Here is a 17608-nt window from a genome sequence, read left to right on the forward strand (position 1 = left end):
TAGGTGCACAAGCCAATAAGCAGAATGTCCGCCAGTCGGTAGCGGCACTTGGCGGCTTGACGGAAATCTTCAACTTGCAGAAAGTAGTCGCGAATCGGGTGGCTCATGACCCAAAGCTAGCCCCCACCCGGCTTCATGCGTTTGCCCTGGAGTAAAGGGGGAAAGTAGCGGGGCTAATTTACCACTTCGCACCAATCAGACGGGTTCCAGGAACAAAAACGGCCGCCTTCCCCGATGGAAGGCGGCCGTTTTTGCTGGCTTTTGCAAGTGGTCTATTGCGTCACTTCCACTATTACGCGCACCGTTTCGGTGGGGGCCAGCTTGGGCACCAGTGCGTGGTAGCTGCGGGAGCCCAGGTCATTGGTGACGCCCATTTTCAGGACCACCCGCAGGACCCGCTCGTTGGCGGGGCAGGCAAGCTGGTAGTCATAGGTTACGCTGGAACTGGCGGCCCCGCCCAACTGCTGCTGCTGCCCAACGACCAGGTCGTATTTGGTGAAATCAATCTGCGGATGACACGCCCCGCTGACCCGCTGATCGAATTCGGCCTGGGTACGGACAATGAGGGCGGCACCCGTTGGCTCCGTATTCAGGTAACGGGTGTTGGTGCAGCCGTATTCGGCTTCCAGGCTGCTGATGGTAAGTTGCCGGGATTCGCAGGGCTCCGGCTCCAGGCCGCAGTCGGTACCGCAGCCACTCAGGCCCAGGGCCAGCAGCAGTCCGCCCGATAAAGTAGATAGTTGACGCATACAGGCAGGAGTTAGGAGTTTGACAATCAGATAGGGGAGCCGACGCAGTACGGGATGGTTGCAGGGGGCAAAAAAGAATGCCTCCCGTTGCGGGGAGGCATTCCTGAGGTCAGCGCGAACCTGAAAACCTAGCGGGCCGACAGCTCAGCGGAGCCGGCTTCTTTCTGGCGGATCAGGTTCAGGGCCGAGCCGGCTTTGAACCACTCAATCTGGCCCTCATTGTAGGTGTGGTTCACCGTGATGAGGTCCGTGTCGCCGTCCTCGTGGTGCAGGCGCACCTGCAAAGGCTTGCCGGGCTGGAAGTCCGTCAGGCCGAGGATGTCGATGGTATCGTTTTCCTCCACCAGGTCGTAGTCGGCCTTGTTGGCGAAGGTCAGCCCCAGCATGCCCTGCTTCTTGAGGTTGGTTTCGTGAATCCGGGCGAAGGATTTCACCAGCACGGCGCGCACGCCCAGGTGGCGGGGCTCCATGGCGGCGTGCTCGCGGGAGCTGCCTTCGCCGTAGTTCTCATCGCCTACTACCACCGAGCCGATGCCCTGGCCCTTGTAGTTGCGGGCTACCTGGGGCACGGTGCCGTAGGGCGTGCCCGAGGTGAGCTGGTCCTTCACGGTGTTCACCTCATCGTTGTAGGCATTAATGGCCCCAATGAGCATGTTGTTGGAGATGTTGTCGAGGTGGCCGCGGTATTTCAGCCACGGACCGGCCATCGAAATGTGGTCGGTGGTGCACTTGCCCTTGGCCTTGATGAGCAGGCGCAGACCCAGCAGGTCGGTGCCTTCCCAGGCTTTGAACGGGTCGAGCAGCTGGAGACGATCCGAGTTCTTGTCCACAAGCACTTCCACCCCCGAGCCATCGGCGGCGGGGGCCTGGAAGCCGGCATCTTCCACGGCGAAACCACGGGGCGGCATCTCAATGCCCTGGGGCTCATCGAACTTCACCTGCTGGCCGTCTTTGGTGGTCAGCGTGTCGGTGAGGGGGTTGAAGGTCAGGTCGCCGGCAATGGCGAAGGCTGTCACGATTTCGGGCGAAGCCACGAAAGCGTGGGTGTTGGGGTTACCGTCGTTGCGCTTGGCGAAGTTGCGGTTGAAGCTCGTGATGATGGAGTTGCGGCGCTTGGGGTCGTCGGTGTGACGGGCCCACTGCCCGATGCACGGACCGCAGGCGTTGGCCAGCACCACGCCGCCCATCTGGGCGAAGGTGTCGAGCAGGCCGTCGCGCTCCACAGTGTAGCGCACCAGCTCCGAGCCGGGCGTTACGGTGTATTCCGCCTGCACGGTCAGGCCCTTATCGGCGGCCTGCTTGGCAATGCTGGCGGCGCGGGTAATGTCCTCGTAGGAGGAGTTAGTGCAGGAACCGATGAGGCCCACTTCCAGCTTAGCGGGCCAGTTGTGCTCCTTTACGGCAGCGGCAAACTCCGAAATCGGCCAGGCCGCGTCCGGCGTGAATGGGCCGTTCACGTAGGGCTCCAGCGTGTTCAGGTCGATTTCGATGAGCTGGTCGTAGTAGGCTTCGGGGTTGGCGTACACCTCGTCGTCGGCGCGCAGGTGAGCGGCCACCCCGGCGGCCAAGTCGGCTACTTCAGCCCGGCCGGTGCCACGCAGGTAGTCGCCCATTTTCTCGTCGTAGCTGAACACCGAGGTGGTAGCCCCGATTTCCGCGCCCATGTTGCAGATGGTGCCTTTGCCGGTAGCCGAGAGGTTGTTGGCGCCTTCGCCGAAGTACTCCACGATGGCCCCGGTACCGCCTTTTACGGTCAGGATGCCGGCTACTTTCAGAATCACGTCCTTGGCCGAAGCCCAACCGGAGAGCTTACCGGTCAGCTTCACGCCGATTACTTTCGGGAACTTCAGCTCCCAGGCCATGCCGGCCATCACGTCCACGGCATCGGCCCCGCCCACGCCAATGGCAATCATGCCCAAACCGCCCGCGTTGGGGGTGTGCGAGTCGGTGCCGATCATCATGCCGCCGGGGAAGGCATAATTTTCGAGCACCACCTGGTGAATGATGCCGGCGCCGGGCTTCCAGAAGCCGAGGCCGTATTTATTGGAAACGGAGGCCAGGAAGTCGTAGACTTCCTTGTTTTCGTTGTTGGCAATGGCCAGATCCTGGTCCGCGCCTTCTTTGGCCTGAATCAGGTGGTCGCAGTGCACGGTGCTGGGCACGGCGGCCTGTACTTTGCCGGCCTGCATGAACTGGAGCAGGGCCATCTGGGCGGTGGCATCCTGCATGGCCACGCGGTCGGGGGCGAAATCGACGTAGGAAACGCCCCGCTCATACGCCTGCGAAACCGAGCCGCCGTACAGGTGAGCGTACAGGATTTTTTCCGTCAGGGTGAGCGGACGGCCGACCGTAGCACGGGCCGCCTCAATGCGGGAACCCATGCCGGCGTACACGGCCTTGATCATTTCTAAATCGAATGCCATAATTTCAAACTGGAAAAAGTGGAGAGAACGGGTCTGCCGGGGCAGATGTGCAAATATAGCTAGGCGGCGGGGCGCGGCCCAAACTTTTCGGACCCTCGCCCCCGACCGCCTAAAAACGCAACCGGGCCGACTGGCGCAGCCGCGCCTTCTAAACCAAACGAATAACGCGGGATGAGGTTATTGCCTCACGCCGAACCAACCGATTATCAATCATATAACCAGCGGCCCACCCACCAATCATGCGCTTCTGCCACGCCCGATCTTCTCAGTGCCGGGCCGGAGCCGGGCTCCCTTGTGGCTAAACTATCGGGGGTGCGCCGTAGTTTAGCCCCGAATCACCTCACCCTTTCCTTCTACTATGCCCGTTGCCTTCTCTTTTCGCAAGGCCATTGCCGGGGCCGGACTCGCGCTGGCCGCAGTAGCCTGTCAGTCCAATTCCACCACTTCCGAAACGACAGCCGCTCCCGATGCTGCCGCGTCCGGGCTCTCGGCCGGCACCTGGCGGGGCGTGCTCTCGACCCAGGGCCAGGAAATCCCCTTCCTCTTCGACGTAGCCACCGCCGGCGGCTCGCCCACCGTGACCCTGCGCAACGGCGAGGAGCGCCTGAAGCTCGATGAAATAACCACCGCCGGCGACTCCACCACCATCCGCTTGGGCGTGTTCGACGCGGCGCTGGTCGTGCGGGCTGATGGGACCGATAAGCTGCAAGGTGCCTGGGTGAAGTACGACGCCGGCAAGCCCTACCGGGTGCCGTTTGCGGCGGAGAAAGGCGCACAGCCGCTGTTCCCCGTGATGGCCGACCAGAAAGCATTATCCTTTGACGGCACCTGGAAGGTCACCTTCAAAGATGAAGAAGGCAAAACATACCCGGCCGTGGGCGTATTCACCCAAACCCCGGCCGGTATTACGGGCACGTTTCTGACCAGCACCGGCGACTACCGCTACCTTTCGGGGCAGGTGGATGGCAATACAATGAAGCTGAGCACCTTTGATGGTAGTCACGGCTTCTTATTCACGGGCAATAAGCTGAGTGACACTAATTCTGACACCATCACGCTAATCAACGGCGACTTCTACTCCGGCCTCAGCGGCCACGAGACCTGGACGGCCACCCTCGACCCCACCGCCAAACTGCCCGACGCCAACGCCCTCACCGGCATGAAACCCGGCCAGAAGAAGCTCGACTTTAAATTCCCCAGCATTGCGGGCGGCACCCTCTCCCCCACCGACGCCAAGTACCAGGGCAAAGTGGTAGTAGTGCAAATGCTGGGCTCCTGGTGCCCCAACTGCATGGACGAAACCAATTTCCTGGCCCCCTGGTACGAGCAGAACAAGCAGCGCGGCGTCGAAATTATTGGCCTGGGCTACGAGCGGGCCTCCGACGATGAGGCGACGGCCAAGCGCAAGCTCACCAAAATGAAGCAGCGCCTGAACGTGGGCTACGACCTGGCCCTGGCCGGCGTAGCCGACAAGGACGCGGCCGGCAAAACCCTGCCCCAGATTCAGAAAGTGCTGGCCTTCCCGACCACCATCTTTCTCGATAAAAAAGGTGAAGTGCGCACGATTCATACCGGCTTCTCAGGCCCCGGCACCGGCAAATACTACGAGCAGGAAAAGGCCGATTTCAACAAAACCATCGACCAACTGCTGGCCGAGTAATTAGCGGCCGCTCACTAATAGCAGAAGCCTGTTTCCAGATGGAAGCAGGCTTCTGCATTTTTACACAGAACGTCATTCCGAGCGGAGGAATGACGTTCTATTGTACCGGTTCAACCAAGCTAACGGGTCCTTTCCAGTAGCACAATAGGCTCCTGGTGGTAGGTGGCGCGGGCAAATTCGTGGAAGTTGAATTTGCGGGCTATGGCCAGGGAGGCCACGTTATCGGGGTCGATGATGCAGGTGAGGCGGGCGGCGGGCAAGCGGGGCTCCATCCAGGCCAGGGCGGCTTGCAGAGCCTGGGTGGCGTAACCGCGGCCCTGCACGCGTGGCGCAATCGTCCAGCCGGTTTCCAGGGTTCCTTTGAGGGAGGGGGTCAGGTTGCGCTGGAAATCGAAGAAGCCCGCCGTGCCGATGAACAGGCCGGTAGACTTTTCCTCAATCGCCCAGGGTCCGTACCCGAACAGGGTCCAGTGGCCCAGCTGGCCCAGCATCCGCCGCCACACTTCTTCCTCGCTCTGGGGCTTATTACCCAGGAAGCGGTAAAAAACGGGGTCGTTGGAAATGGCCGTAAACTCCGGCAGGTCGGCTACCAGGGGGGCACGCAGCAGCAAATCCGGGGTTTCGAGCTGCGGCACCAGCCCGGCAGGCGTGGTGAGCAAGGATAAGGGAACCGTCATGGGGGCAAGTATAGCAAAATAGCCGGTGCTGCCCGGCCGGTATTTTCGTGAGCCCGCTGGCACCTGTGGTCCACGCGGGCACTCCAGCAGACAACCCCGGCGCAGCGTTTGCGCGTATTGCCTGTATGGCTGCGGCCTCCTATCCGGCTCCGGCCTCTGTTCTTTCTCCCCCAACCAAACCTTCCCTTCCTTATGTGGATTCAGCAAAAAAGCACCCCCGCCCCCGTCGATGAGCTGCAAGGGCGCACGGTAGGCCTCAAGTTTGAGTGCAACCAGTGCCAGACCGAGGTATTCACCGACCTGATTGGCGTACCCGCCGCCGAGCACTTCGCCAACGGACCCGACGAAGGCCAGTATGAAACCGAGGAAATCAAGTGCCCCGGCTGCGACATGACCCACGAAATCACCATCAACAGCAGCCCCAAAGGCGTCCGCTTCGAGGTATCGGAGGTGCAGCCCGGGCAGGTTCATTACCAGGTGCAAGCCTGATCACGGATTAGCCCGGATTTTAGCGGATTTTGTGAATAGTCCGGACCAGACGTAGCGGGCAGTTTCGGCGGCTTTGGTGCGCTTCGCTTATCCTTTTTGCCCCGCCCTGCCATTTCGTGGTTGGGCGGTTTTTTTTAGGGGTCCGAGGGGCGCGCTACACTTGTTAGCGGCTACTGGGCGGCGTTGGGCTGGTAGTAGAGGTGGAAGCCCTTTGTGATGCCCCAATACTGGAGCATGGCTGCCTGGGCGTAGGTTTCGTGGTAGTCGGTGAGGGCGTTCCAGGCCAGTACGGGGCAGGTTTCTTCGAGGCGCACGATGGGCGCGGTGGCGCGGGCCAGGGTTTCAATGGCCTGCCGCTGACAGCTGTTGTCGGCATACGTCCAGGCATTATCGGAAAGGGTGTAGAACAGGGCCAGCGCCCCGGTCCAGCCCAGGTACCAGCGGCGGGAGCGGCCCGGCAGCCGGCCGGCCAGCTGGTAGGTGGTGGCGGCGTAGAGCGTCATCAGACCCAGGAGTACGGGCATAATGGAATCGTGACGGACGATGAGCGGCCGGTAGTGGCGGTAGCCGCCCAGGGGCAGCAGCAGCACGTAAGCCAGCGCAAATATGCCCAGCCCCAGGGCGGCTTTTCGCAGCCAGCGGTCCTGGGCAGTAGCCGGGCGGCTCCGCCCCGCCAGCAGCAGGTTTAGCAGTGTGGCCCCCAGCAGCATGGGCAGGGCCGGCCGCCGGAACAAGGTTTCGTTCAGGCCCGCCGGCAGCAGCCGGTAGCGCTCGGCCACCGACACCAGCGCGGCCTCGCTCTCCAGCTCAAACCGACCGATATACAGCGAATACAGGCACAGCAGCCCGATTAGCCCTAGCAAGCTGAATGCCGGCCAGGGCACCCGCGCCATGGCCGCGCCGCGCCGCCACGCCCCCGCCTGCCGCCCCAGCCACCAGAGGCAGATACCGGCGTTGAGCACGGCCACTACGCCCGGAATAATGGCCCCGTTGAAGCTTAGCACGACGGCCAGCCCCAGCAGCAGGGCGTACTGCCACCAGCGCAACCGCAGGGGCTCGCCGTGCCGGGCGGCCCGGTAAAAGGGCCAGTAAAACAGCCCCAGCAGCGCCAGCGGATAGGCGTAGAAGAAGGTGTAGGTGATGGAGTTGTCGATGATGCCCATCTGGCCATTGTAGCCGGCCGACTGGAACAGGGGGGTCAGCAGCGCGGCCAGCACCCAGAACCGCCACCCCGGCCGCCCCGAGCCGCTGGCGTACATGGCCAGCACGTAAAGCAGCAGTGCCTGCACCAGCGCACTAAACAGGCCGCAGGCAGCGTACACACTATCGAGCGGCGACAGGAACGTTTGCAGCCAGAACGGCACCGATTTGAAGTAGCCCACCATGCTGATGTGGGCAAAGAACCGGTTAGGCCCCATCGACACCTCGTGGCGGGTAAGGGCGGCCCAGCCAAACGGATCGGAGAGCACCGGCCGGCACGCCGCAATCGGCAGCACGATGGTGGGCATATCCCACTCCAGCGGCATGCGGTAGTTCTGCCAACCCGTGTAACCCAGGTCGAGCACCACGAACAGCACGAGCAGCGGCAACAGGTAGCGCGTCTTCCTACTCATGTTCTTTTTCACGTGGGTAGTTGGGCTAATGTGGGCAATGCGAGCCCGGAAGTACCCGCCTCCCCGCCCGAAACCCTGTGCCTGGACTCCTGACCGGCGGTTTTGCTGGCCGGCCGCTACTGGGCAGGGGGTTATTTTTCCCGCTCGATAGTGTAGTTGATGAGTTGCTCCAGCGAGGTGCGGGAGGCGGAGGCGGGGAAGGTACGCAGGATTTCCAGGGCCTCGTCGCGGTAGCGCTCCATCACCCGGATGGCATACTCCAGCCCGCCCGACTGCTTCACGAACTCGATGACGGCCTGCACCCGGTCTTTGCGGCCGTCGTTGTTTTTCACGTTGAAGATGACGCGCCGCTTGGTGAGCCAGTCGGCCTGCTGGAGGGCGTAGATCAGGGGCAGGGTCATCTTCTTCTCCTTAATGTCGATGCCCACGGGCTTGCCGATTTCGGCCGTGCCGAAGTCGAACAGGTCGTCTTTGATCTGAAAAGCCATGCCCACTTTCTCCCCGAACAGGCGGGCGCGCTCCACCGTTTGCTTGTCTGCCCCGGCCGACGACGCACCCACGGCGCAGCAGGAGGCAATCAGGGAAGCCGTTTTCTGGCGGATAATGTCGAAGTACACGTCCTCAGTAATATCGAGGCGGCGGGCCTTCTCAATTTGCAGCAGCTCGCCCTCGCTGAGCTCCTTCACGGCATTGCTCACAATTTTGAGCAGGTCGTAATCGTCGTTTTCCAGGCTAAGCAGCAGCCCCTTGCTGAGCAGGTAGTCGCCCACGAGCACGGCAATCTTGTTTTTCCAGAGCGCATTGATGGAAAAGAAGCCCCGGCGGTAGTTCGATTCGTCCACCACGTCGTCGTGCACCAGCGTGGCCGTGTGCAGCAGCTCAATCAGGGCCGCGCCCCGGAACGAGGCTTCCGGCAGCGGCCCTTCGGGCTGGGCACCGCTGATTTTGGCCGTGAAAAACACGAACATCGGCCGGATCTGCTTGCCCTTGCGCTTCACGATGTAGCCCATGATCTTGTCCAGCAGCAACTGCTTGGACTGCATCGACTGCCGGAATTTCTTCTCGAATTCCGCCATGTCGGTGGCAATAGGCGCCTGTATCTGATCCAGGGTAACGGTCATGCGGGTGTTTTGGGCAGTGCAATGATACGGGAAAAGGCGGTGAGGTAGGTAAGAAGCAGAACGCCATTCCGGGCGGAGCCGAGGAATCTCGCGGGCAATGGCAATCCTGATGGCTGGTCAGCATAACAAGGTCAGCTCGCGGGATGCCTCGGCTTCGCCCGGAATGCCGTTCCTTTCGGGCTGACGTTGTTCCTTGTTTCATCGTCCCACCGTGTATCTTCGCCGCTATGCCCGTTCAGCCTACATCCGTCGATTTTCTGCTCGCCAGCCCCCACCACCGCCGGCCGTTCGCGGCCGATGCCCGCTTTGTGGCCGATGGCCGGCCCAAGCCGGTCGTGGTGTTCGTGCACGGGTTCAAAGGGTTCAAAGACTGGGGCCACTTCAACCTGCTGGCCGATTGGTTTGCCCAGCGGGGGTTCGTATTCGTGAAGCTCAACCTCTCCCACAACGGGTTGGTGGTGGGCGGCACCGGCGACCTGGAAGACCTCGATGCCTTCGGCCGCAACAACTTCAGTCTGGAGCTCGACGACATCGGGGTGCTGCTCGACGCCCTGCACGCACCCGGCCAGACCGGCATTCCGGCCGCCGAAATGGACCTGGCGCGCCTGGGCCTCCTCGGCCACAGCCGGGGCGGCGGGCTGGTGCTGCTCAAAACGGCCGAGGATGCCCGCGTGCAGGCCGTGGCCAGCTGGGCCGCCATCAGCGACGTGAACCCGGGCTGGACCGAGGAGCTGATGACGCAGTGGCAGCAGCAGGGCGTGTTTCACGTGGAGAACTCGCGTACCAAGCAGCAGCTGCCGCTCTACTTTCAGATCGTGGAAGACTACCACCAGCACCGTTTGCGCCTCGACATCCGGCACAACCTGCGCCGTAAGCTGCGCGGCCGGCCCCTGCTCATCATCCACGGCGACCAGGACGAAACGGTGCCCCTGGCCCGCGCCCACCAGCTCCAGCAGTGGCAGCCCGCCGCCGAGCTGCTGGTGCTGCCCGGCGTGACCCACAATTTCGGCGGCGCCCACCCCTGGCCGTCGGCGCAACTGCCCGACCAGACCCGGCAGGCCGCCGAAGCCACGGCGGCGTTTTTTGAGGTGAAAATGAAGCGCTAAAAAGGAGACCTGATTGGCGCAGTCAACTCAAAATCCATCCTTACGGGTATGGCAATGCGCTTCACGACTACGAATTTTCAGTTTTCACTTCTCTATTTTTACTTGACTACTGCCTACCTCCTGCTGGGCTCCAACCTTGGCGACCGGGCCGCCACGCTGCGGGCCGCCGTGGACTATCTGAGCCAGACGGCCGGTGTCGTCACGGCCACTTCGGGCCTGTACGAAACGTCCGCCTGGGGGCTGGAAGACCAGCCGGCTTTCCTGAATCAAGCTGTAGCCCTTGAAACCAGCCTGACGCCGGAACAGCTGCTGGCGGCCTGCCTGGCCACGGAGCAGCGGGCGGGCCGGGAGCGGCTGGTGCGCTGGGGTGCCCGCACCCTGGACGTGGACATCCTGCTCTACGGCGACCTGGTGCAGGATGCGCCCAGCCTGCAAATCCCGCACCCACGCCTGCCGGAGCGCCGGTTCGCCCTGCTGCCCCTGGCCGAAATAGGGGCGGCCGTGGCACACCCCGCCCTGGGCCGCACCGTGGCGCAGCTACTGGCCGCGTGCCCGGATGAGCTGGCGGTACGGCGCGTATAAATTTCCCGCCGCGTTCCTCGGCGGGAATTGCTAGGCTACCGTGGCCGAGCCGGCCGTTACCTCAGGGGCAATTTTCTTCACCAGGCCTTGCAGCACTTTGCCCGGGCCGCACTCGATGAACTCCGTGGCGCCGTCCTGCACCATGCGCTGCACGCTCTGGGTCCAGCGGACGGGGGCCGTGAGCTGGCGCACGAGGTTTTCGCGGATTTCGTCGGGGTTGGTGTGCGGGGCAGCGTCCACGTTCTGGTAAACCGGGCAGATACCGGCCGAGAAGGTCGTGCGGGCAATGGCTTCGGCCAGGGCCGCTTCGGCCGACTGCATCAGGGGCGAGTGGAAGGCTCCGCCCACCGGCAGTGGCAGGGCGCGCTTGGCGCCGGCCGCTTTCAGCTGCTCGCAGGCCAGCTCAATGCCGCGCTGGGAGCCCGATACCACTAATTGGCCGGGGCAGTTGTAGTTGGCCGGTACCACCACATCGCCGCCCGCCGTGATTTCGTGGCAGATGCGGGCAGTGGTATCATCGTCGAGGGCCAGGATGGCGGCCATGGTGCCGGGCTGCTCCTGGCAGGCGGCCTGCATGGCCTGCGCGCGCCGGGCCACGAGTTGCAGCGCGTCCTCGAAGCGTAGCACTTTGGCGGCTACCAGCGCCGAAAACTCGCCCAACGAGTGCCCGGCCACCATATCGGGCTGGAGCTCGGGCAGCACGGCGGCCAGGGCCACGGAGTGCAGGAAGATGGCGGGCTGGGTGACATCGGTGCGGCGCAGGTCCGCGTCGGAGCCCGTAAACATGATGTCGGTCAGGGAAAAGCCCAGAATTTCGTTGGCCTGGTCCATAAGGCGCTTGGCGGCCGGGTACTGCTCGTACAAGTCGCGGCCCATGCCGCTGAACTGGCTGCCCTGGCCGGGAAAAACAACTGCTTTCATGCGTTCAGAATTAGCCCGGCGCAGCTCCGGGTGAAGCAGCGCGCCAGGTGGGGAAGGAAAATTTACTGGTGCAAGCTGCACAAATCGGCCGGAAAGCACAATGCCGGCCGGCCACCCTACTTCACCCGTACCGGGCTGACGGCTCCGGTCTGCTTGTTGATAGCAACGGCCGAATTATCGGGCAGGATACCCACGCACTCGGCGCGCTTCACCTGGGCCTGCCAGCTTGGACCAGCATCCAGCACGCGCAGGGTGCTGAGCAGATAAACGGCCGAATCGGGCCGGCTGCGGAAATACCGGGCGGCCAGCAGATTCGCCTGAGCCTCCTCAACCGGGCCGGGCGCGGACAGGGCCACCGGCTCCGGAGCAGCGGCCGTAGTGGCAGTGGTAGTATCGGCCGGGGGCGTGTCCCAGGCCGCCAGCAGCAGCACTACCGGAAAAAACTGTTTCATCGACGAGGCAGAAAAGCAAAAAAGCCGGGCGGCCCACGTAGGCAGCCCGGCTTTGTATGCACCCAACGCGCGCGGCCGTTGCTTAGCGGTTGATCTGCACCCAGCCTTTGAAGACGCGCTTGGTGTGGTTGGCGTCCTTGAACTCCACTTCGGCCTGGTAGAAGTACATGCCTTCCGATACCCGGCCATTGGTGTTGCCTTCACCCGAACTGCCCCCGGTCCAGTTGATGAGCGGGTCCTTGTCGCTCTCGTACACCTTCTTGCCCCAGCGGTTGTAGATTTTTATGGCCGTCCGCTCAATCGGGCTGAACACTTTGGGGCGGAAGGTCTCGTTGAACCTGTCTCCGTTGGGCGTGAAGATATTCGGCAGCAAAAACAGCAGGCAGTTGTCCTTGCACTCACTATTGCTCACGGCACTCAACGCCCCGTTCACGTCCACGGCCTGCACTGCGTAGCACGCCTGAGCCGACGGCAGATTACCGTCCTGGTAAAACAGCTGCGTCCCGGGTACGCGGGCTATTTCCTTGAGCGGCTCGCCTGCCAAGGTGCCTTTCAGGATGATGTACTGCACAATATCGCGGCTGCAATCGGCCGTGGGCTGGTTGCTCAGCGTCCAGCTCAGGTAGTTGGTGTACACCATCCCCGTTTGCGGCGTGGTGGGCAGGTCGAAAAGGCGGCTGGCCAGACTATCGCAGTTGGTAGGCTTGAGCGTGAGCACGGGGGTACAGGGCACGGGCTGGAGGTTGGCACACTGCTCCTGGCTCAGGTTGATAAGCGAATCGGCAGGCACGCCACTGGCATAGATGCCCTTGGTTTTGATATAGTAGCAGTACGTGCGGTTTTTCAGCAGCGGCGTACCGCCCCCGTTATCGGTAAACGTACCGCCGGTGGCTGTGCCCGTCACTTTGGCAATCGGCCGGAAGGCCCCGCCCGGCTCCCGGCGGTAAATGGTAGCCGGACTCCTGGTATTGTCCCAGGGCACGTTGTAGGTCCAGGTTACGCCAATAGTCCCAGCCAGCGGATTGGGCGTAGCGGTTACCCGCACGCTGGAAGCCGGACCAGATTTCTCCACCACCTCCGCCGAGCCGCTTACGGGGGTGTGGTAGAACTCCAGGCGGTAGGTGTAGGCCGTGGCCGTGGTATTCAGGCCCTGGTTCACGAAGATGGTATCACTCAGGTTCGTGGTGGTGAATACCTGCGCGAAGTCGGTGGCGGCGGGGCTCTGGCCGCTGGCCCGGAACAACCGGTAGCCCAGGGGGGCGAGGAAGCCCACCGAAGATGTCGGCTTGGTCCAGCGAACGGTAATCTGACCGTTAACGGTTTCCGTGCGGTCTACCGTTACGTTGGTGAGCAGGGCTGAGCGCCCCGTCAAGGCAACGCAGGCTTCGTTGGAAGCCAGGCTTTCGCCCCCGGCAGGCGCGGCAAACTTCACGTAGATGCGGTAGCAGTACGTTTTGCCCCGCTCCAGGCCCTTGCCGTTGTTGTCGTCGAGGAACGTGCGGGTTCCGGCACTCACGCTGCCAATCTGAGTGTAGCCGGCGGCGGCCGGCAGGCCCGTTTCGCAGGGTCCGGGCGTGAAGGGGAAAGAGTTTTCGCGCCGGAAAATCAGCAGCTGCGCATTGGGGTTCTGACAGCTGTAGCTGTCCCAGTCGAGGCGGGTAGTGCTGCCCAGTAACGTGGCGCGCAGGTTTTGGGGGGCGGCCCCGATAACCGTAATCCGCCAGATGCGCTCATCAATAAGGGGCGTCTGGCCGTTGCTAGGCTCGTCGGTGGCTTTGAACAGTACCTGATAAGGGTCCTGGCGAATATCGAGGCAGGTAGGCGTCCATCTGAACAACCCCTGGGCCGTGGGGGGGCCTTTGCTTGACTGCACGAAGGAGCCGGGCGTGGGCAACATGCCCCCGAAGGCTTCCAGTTTCACCGGGTTGCCGTCGGGGTCGGTAGCCGTTACTGTTCCACCTGGTACGGGCGTATTCGCCACCACGCAGATGTCGAGCGGCACCTTGAGGATGGGCCGTTGGTTCAGGGTATTGGTGACGATAATCTGCATGTCGCGCACTACCTCGCCAATCACCCGGGCTTTGCCACCCGGAACCCGGCGGTATTCCCGTACCGAGAAGGCGATGTTGTAGACCCCCGCTACGGCCGGCGAATTCCACACAATTTGCCCCGTTTGCGGGTCTTGCTGAAAAATGGCGGCTTCTCCCGGCCGGCCCACCGGCGGCCCGGCGTAGGCTACCTGCACCGGGCTGCCCCCCAGCGAGGGGTCGGCCGGATACCGGAAGCCCGCTACGTCTACTATGCCGGGCTCGCAACCCGAAGGCTTGGGAGCCTGCTGGCTGGGGCGCAAGGCGTACACCAGCGAGTCGCCGTCGGCGTCGAAGGCGGCCGGATTATGCAGAAACACCTGCCGGACGGCCGCCTTGTCAATGGCCGGGGCCAGCAGGGCCGGCGACGTATTTTGCAGGAAAGGGTCGATGGTGACGGTAGTGGATATTTCAAAAGGGGTACCAACGGAGTTGGACATATTGACCACCCCGGCAACCCGGTTATTACTCAGGTAGATAACCTTGTAAACATTCGCCGCATTATAGGTATGCTCGAAATAGTACACGTTCCGGTACGTGTCCGGCGAAATCAGCTGCTTGCTGAAACGGAGTATCTCGTTGTCCTTGGTGCAGGTATTATCGCCGAAATAAATGGTTACGCCCGGCTCGTCGGCCACTCCCTGCTCAGCGGAGGTGTAGAGCACCAGCTTAAAGAAGATGCGGCGGGGGTTGCGGGCTGCCGTGGTATCCGTTTTGGCCTGAATGTCGCCGGCGCGCAGGTGCGTGGCCTGGGCGGCCGGGGAGTTGCCCAACCAAAGCACCAATAACAGGAGCCCAGTCAGCCAAAGCCGTACCGGGCGGGTAAGTAACGGGATACGCATACAGTCAGCGGCTTAACGGGCGGAAAAACGGAGAGAAGGAAGGTCCGCAAAAACCTCCCGGGAACCTAACAAAATCCGGGACTCCGGGTTAATCAGGCAGCGCAAGGTACTAACGGAGTTGGCTTCCGATAGATTCACTCCGGCGTGAAACCCGTTATCCAGATTGTTTCCTACTGGCTTGGGGCCTAACTTTGGCCGGTACAACTGACCCACCCACCTCCCTTTCGAAGCTCTCTATGAGTTGGATTTCCAAAACCTTTTCCAGCAGTATCGGCCGCAAGATCATCATGGCCATCACCGGCCTGTTTCTGTGCTCCTTCTTAGTCGTTCACCTGGTGGGTAACCTCCAGCTGTTCAAGGCTGACAACGGGGTGGCCTTCAATGCTTACTCTGAGTTCATGGGGCACAACCCCATTATCCGCACCCTGGAAATTGTGCTCGTCCTCGGGTTCGGATTCCACATCTATGAGGGCCTGAGCCTGGCCATTAAGAACCGGGCCGCCCGCGGTGCCCAGGGTTACGTGTCCAACCACATTGAGCAGAACAGCTCCTGGCACTCCCGCAGCATGGCTATGCTGGGCTCTATCGTGCTGTTCTTCCTGATCGTGCACCTCTACAACTTCTTCGGCTCCCTGCGCTTTACCGACGTACCGCGCGATGCCAACGGCAACGAAGATGCTTACGCGCTGGTGCTGGATGCTTTCCGCAACCCCCTCTATGTGGCCCTGTACGTGGTAGCCCAGTTCGCGCTGCTCTACCACTTGCTCCACGGCTTCAGCAGCGCCTTCCAGACGCTGGGCCTGGTGCACCGCAAATACACGCCGGCCGTCAAGTTTATCGGCTATGGCTTTTCGATTGTCGTGTGCGCCGCTTTTGCCGCCATGCCGATCTACTTCTATTTCTTCAAATAAGTCCTAAACTCGACGCCGATGTTTCCGGATTCCAAAATTCCCGAAGGCCCCATAACCGAGAAGTGGGAAAAGCATAAGTTCAACGTCAAGCTCGTCAACCCCGCTAACAAGCGCAAGTACGACATCATTGTAGTAGGCACCGGTTTGGCCGGAGCTTCGGCAGCGGCTTCGCTGGCCGAGCTGGGCTACAACGTGAAGGCCTTTACCTTCCACGACTCCCCCCGCCGGGCACACTCCATCGCGGCTCAGGGTGGTATCAATGCGGCCAAAAACTACCAGAACGACGGTGACTCGGTGTACCGCCTGTTCTACGACACCGTGAAGGGCGGCGACTACCGTTCCCGCGAGGCCAACGTGTACCGGCTGGCCCAGGTGTCGGTGAATATCATCGACCAGTGCGTGGCCCAGGGCGTGCCTTTTGCCCGCGAGTACGGCGGATTGCTGGCCAACCGCTCCTTCGGCGGGGCTCAGGTGAGCCGCACGTTCTATGCCCGGGGCCAGACCGGGCAGCAGTTGCTGCTGGGGGCATACTCGGCCCTCTCGCGCCAGGTGGCTTATGGCAAAGTGAAGCTTTACACCCGTTCCGAAATGCTGGATCTGGTGACGGTGGACGGCCAGGCCCGGGGCATCATCACCCGTAACCTGCTCACCGGCGAAGTGGAGCAGCACGCGGCCCACGCCGTGGTGCTGGCTACCGGTGGCTACGGCAACGTGTTCTTCCTGAGCACCAACGCCATGTACTGCAATGCCACCGCCGCGTGGCGGGCCCATAAAAAGGGCGCGTACTTCGCCAACCCCTGCTTCACCCAGATTCACCCCACCTGCATTCCCGTATCGGGCGACTACCAGTCGAAGCTGACGCTGATGTCGGAAAGCCTGCGCAACGACGGGCGCGTGTGGGTGCCGGCCACCAAGGAAACGGCCGAGAAGCTGCGCAAGGGCGAAATCAACGTCAACGACATTCAGGAGGCCGACCGGGACTACTTCCTGGAACGCAAGTATCCGGCCTTCGGTAACCTGGTGCCCCGCGACGTGGCTTCGCGCAACGCCAAGATGATGTGCGACGAGGGTCGCGGCGTAGGCTCGACTGGCCTGGCCGTATTCCTGGATTTCGCGGACGTCATCCAGCGGACCTCGGCCGAGGCAGTGAGCCAGAAATACGGCAACCTGTTCGACATGTACGCCAAAATTACCGGCGAAAACCCCTACGAGCGCCCCATGCGCATTTACCCGGCCGTGCACTATACCATGGGCGGCCTGTGGGTGGATTACAACCTGCAAACCAGCGTGCCCGGCTTGTACGCTACCGGCGAGTGCAACTTCTCCGACCACGGGGCCAACCGCCTCGGTGCTTCGGCCCTGATGCAGGGCCTGGCCGACGGCTACTTCGTGATTCCCTACACCATCGGGGATTACCTGGCCCAAACGCCGCCCAAGCCGGTAACCACCGAGCACCCCGCTTTCCAGCAGGCCCAGGCCGACGTGGAAGCCCGCGTGCAGAAGCTGCTGAGCATCAACGGAACCCGTACTCCGGACGATTTCCACAAGAAGTTGGGCCACCTCATGTGGGAGTACTGCGGGATGTCGCGCAACGCCGAGGGGTTGCGGTATGCCAAAGCCGAAATTCAGAAGCTGCGCCGCGAATTCTGGAGCGACCTGAAGCTGGCCGGCACCGAGAACGAGATGAACCAGGCCTTGGAGAAGGCCGGCCGCGTGGCTGATTTCCTGGAACTGGGCGAGCTGATGGTAGACGACGCTCTGGACCGCAACGAAAGCTGCGGGGGTCATTTCCGTGAGGAGTACCAGACGCCCGAAGGTGAGGCCCTGCGCAATGACGACGAGTACGCCTACGTAGCCGCCTGGCAGTACACGGCCGACAATCAGCCCGAAATCCTGAACAAGGAAGAGCTGACTTTCGAAAACGTCAAGCTCACCCAGCGCAGCTACAAGTAATTTTTTCAGCTGTTAGCCCTTA

Annotated in this window: 14 protein-coding genes; 6 read left to right on the forward strand and 8 right to left on the reverse strand. The window is 62.2% G+C overall.

Annotation, left to right across the window (positions count from 1 at the left end; translation table 11 throughout):
* Positions 1–272 precede the first annotated feature (272 nt).
* On the reverse strand, positions 273–749 hold the full coding sequence (locus D0T11_RS14550; protein ID WP_119656528.1) for a hypothetical protein: 477 nt from the start codon (positions 747–749) through the stop codon (positions 273–275).
* 128 nt (positions 750–877) lie between these two features.
* The gene (locus D0T11_RS14555; protein WP_119656529.1) at positions 878–3172 is read right to left on the reverse strand and encodes an aconitate hydratase; all 2295 of its coding nucleotides are present in this window, start codon (positions 3170–3172) and stop codon (positions 878–880) included.
* 358 nt (positions 3173–3530) lie between these two features.
* Between D0T11_RS14555 and D0T11_RS14560 the strand changes: the two genes are divergently transcribed.
* The gene (locus D0T11_RS14560) at positions 3531–4832 is read left to right on the forward strand and encodes a TlpA family protein disulfide reductase (protein WP_119656530.1); all 1302 of its coding nucleotides are present in this window, start codon (positions 3531–3533) and stop codon (positions 4830–4832) included.
* Between the two features lie 119 nt (positions 4833–4951).
* Here D0T11_RS14560 and D0T11_RS14565 read toward each other — a convergent pair whose 3' ends face one another.
* Positions 4952–5509 (reverse strand): GNAT family N-acetyltransferase, encoded by a 558-nt coding sequence (locus D0T11_RS14565; RefSeq protein WP_119656531.1) that lies wholly within the window; start codon positions 5507–5509, stop codon positions 4952–4954.
* A 192-nt stretch (positions 5510–5701) separates the two neighbouring features.
* On the opposite strand from D0T11_RS14565, the gene D0T11_RS14570 reads away from it, so the two are divergent.
* Positions 5702–5998, forward strand: a complete 297-nt coding sequence (locus D0T11_RS14570; protein WP_119656532.1) for a hypothetical protein — start codon at positions 5702–5704, stop codon at positions 5996–5998.
* Positions 5999–6168: 170 nt separating this feature from the next.
* On the opposite strand, the gene D0T11_RS14575 is transcribed toward D0T11_RS14570, so the two are convergent.
* Together D0T11_RS14575 and D0T11_RS14580 are read right to left on the reverse strand one after the other, a co-directional pair.
* Entirely contained in the window at positions 6169–7611 is a 1443-nt protein-coding gene (locus D0T11_RS14575) for a hypothetical protein (protein WP_147374670.1), read from the reverse strand.
* Positions 7612–7742: 131 nt separating this feature from the next.
* On the reverse strand, positions 7743–8732 hold the full coding sequence (locus D0T11_RS14580) for a polyprenyl synthetase family protein (RefSeq protein ID WP_119656534.1): 990 nt from the start codon (positions 8730–8732) through the stop codon (positions 7743–7745).
* Positions 8733–8959: 227 nt separating this feature from the next.
* Between D0T11_RS14580 and D0T11_RS14585 the strand changes: the two genes are divergently transcribed.
* Together D0T11_RS14585 and folK are read left to right on the forward strand one after the other, a co-directional pair.
* The gene (locus D0T11_RS14585; protein WP_119656535.1) at positions 8960–9838 is read left to right on the forward strand and encodes an alpha/beta hydrolase family protein; all 879 of its coding nucleotides are present in this window, start codon (positions 8960–8962) and stop codon (positions 9836–9838) included.
* Between the two features lie 102 nt (positions 9839–9940).
* Positions 9941–10420 carry a 2-amino-4-hydroxy-6-hydroxymethyldihydropteridine diphosphokinase gene (folK, locus tag D0T11_RS14590; protein ID WP_182888422.1) on the forward strand — a complete coding sequence of 160 codons (480 nt, stop codon included), beginning with the start codon at positions 9941–9943 and terminating at the stop codon, positions 10418–10420.
* Positions 10421–10450: 30 nt separating this feature from the next.
* Here folK and fabD read toward each other — a convergent pair whose 3' ends face one another.
* From fabD to D0T11_RS14605, 3 genes are all read right to left on the reverse strand, one after another.
* Positions 10451–11341 carry an ACP S-malonyltransferase gene (gene fabD / locus D0T11_RS14595; RefSeq protein ID WP_119656537.1) on the reverse strand — a complete coding sequence of 297 codons (891 nt, stop codon included), beginning with the start codon at positions 11339–11341 and terminating at the stop codon, positions 10451–10453.
* A gap of 116 nt (positions 11342–11457) precedes the next feature.
* Entirely contained in the window at positions 11458–11793 is a 336-nt protein-coding gene (locus D0T11_RS14600) for a hypothetical protein (protein ID WP_119656538.1), read from the reverse strand.
* 82 nt (positions 11794–11875) lie between these two features.
* Positions 11876–14722: a T9SS type B sorting domain-containing protein gene (locus D0T11_RS14605; protein WP_119656539.1), complete on the reverse strand. Its 2847-nt coding sequence runs from the start codon at positions 14720–14722 to the stop codon at positions 11876–11878.
* Positions 14723–14958: 236 nt separating this feature from the next.
* Here D0T11_RS14605 and D0T11_RS14610 point away from each other — a divergent pair, with 236 nt between their 5' ends.
* Entirely contained in the window at positions 14959–15633 is a 675-nt protein-coding gene (locus tag D0T11_RS14610; RefSeq protein WP_119656540.1) for a succinate dehydrogenase cytochrome b subunit, read from the forward strand.
* 18 nt (positions 15634–15651) lie between these two features.
* A complete protein-coding gene (locus D0T11_RS14615; protein WP_119656541.1) occupies positions 15652–17586 on the forward strand; it encodes a fumarate reductase/succinate dehydrogenase flavoprotein subunit in 1935 nt (644 codons plus the stop codon).
* The last annotated feature ends 22 nt before the right edge of the window (positions 17587–17608 follow it).

Origin of the sequence: Hymenobacter rubripertinctus (genome assembly GCF_003583925.1) — a bacterium.
Classification (GTDB): domain Bacteria; phylum Bacteroidota; class Bacteroidia; order Cytophagales; family Hymenobacteraceae; genus Hymenobacter; species Hymenobacter rubripertinctus.

Excerpts from the sequence above, each read along its gene's own strand:
- D0T11_RS14550 (WP_119656528.1), bottom strand. The coding sequence starts at position 749 with ATGCGTCAACTATCTACTTTATCGGGCGGACTGCTGCTGGCCCTGGGC.
- D0T11_RS14555 (WP_119656529.1), bottom strand. The coding sequence starts at position 3,172 with ATGGCATTCGATTTAGAAATGATCAAGGCCGTGTACGCCGGCATGGGT.
- D0T11_RS14560 (WP_119656530.1), top strand. The coding sequence starts at position 3,531 with ATGCCCGTTGCCTTCTCTTTTCGCAAGGCCATTGCCGGGGCCGGACTC.
- D0T11_RS14565 (WP_119656531.1), bottom strand. The coding sequence starts at position 5,509 with ATGACGGTTCCCTTATCCTTGCTCACCACGCCTGCCGGGCTGGTGCCG.
- D0T11_RS14570 (WP_119656532.1), top strand. The coding sequence starts at position 5,702 with ATGTGGATTCAGCAAAAAAGCACCCCCGCCCCCGTCGATGAGCTGCAA.
- D0T11_RS14575 (WP_147374670.1), bottom strand. The coding sequence starts at position 7,611 with ATGAGTAGGAAGACGCGCTACCTGTTGCCGCTGCTCGTGCTGTTCGTG.
- D0T11_RS14580 (WP_119656534.1), bottom strand. The coding sequence starts at position 8,732 with ATGACCGTTACCCTGGATCAGATACAGGCGCCTATTGCCACCGACATG.
- D0T11_RS14585 (WP_119656535.1), top strand. The coding sequence starts at position 8,960 with ATGCCCGTTCAGCCTACATCCGTCGATTTTCTGCTCGCCAGCCCCCAC.
- fabD (WP_119656537.1), bottom strand. The coding sequence starts at position 11,341 with ATGAAAGCAGTTGTTTTTCCCGGCCAGGGCAGCCAGTTCAGCGGCATG.
- D0T11_RS14600 (WP_119656538.1), bottom strand. The coding sequence starts at position 11,793 with ATGAAACAGTTTTTTCCGGTAGTGCTGCTGCTGGCGGCCTGGGACACG.
- D0T11_RS14605 (WP_119656539.1), bottom strand. The coding sequence starts at position 14,722 with ATGCGTATCCCGTTACTTACCCGCCCGGTACGGCTTTGGCTGACTGGG.
- D0T11_RS14610 (WP_119656540.1), top strand. The coding sequence starts at position 14,959 with ATGAGTTGGATTTCCAAAACCTTTTCCAGCAGTATCGGCCGCAAGATC.
- D0T11_RS14615 (WP_119656541.1), top strand. The coding sequence starts at position 15,652 with ATGTTTCCGGATTCCAAAATTCCCGAAGGCCCCATAACCGAGAAGTGG.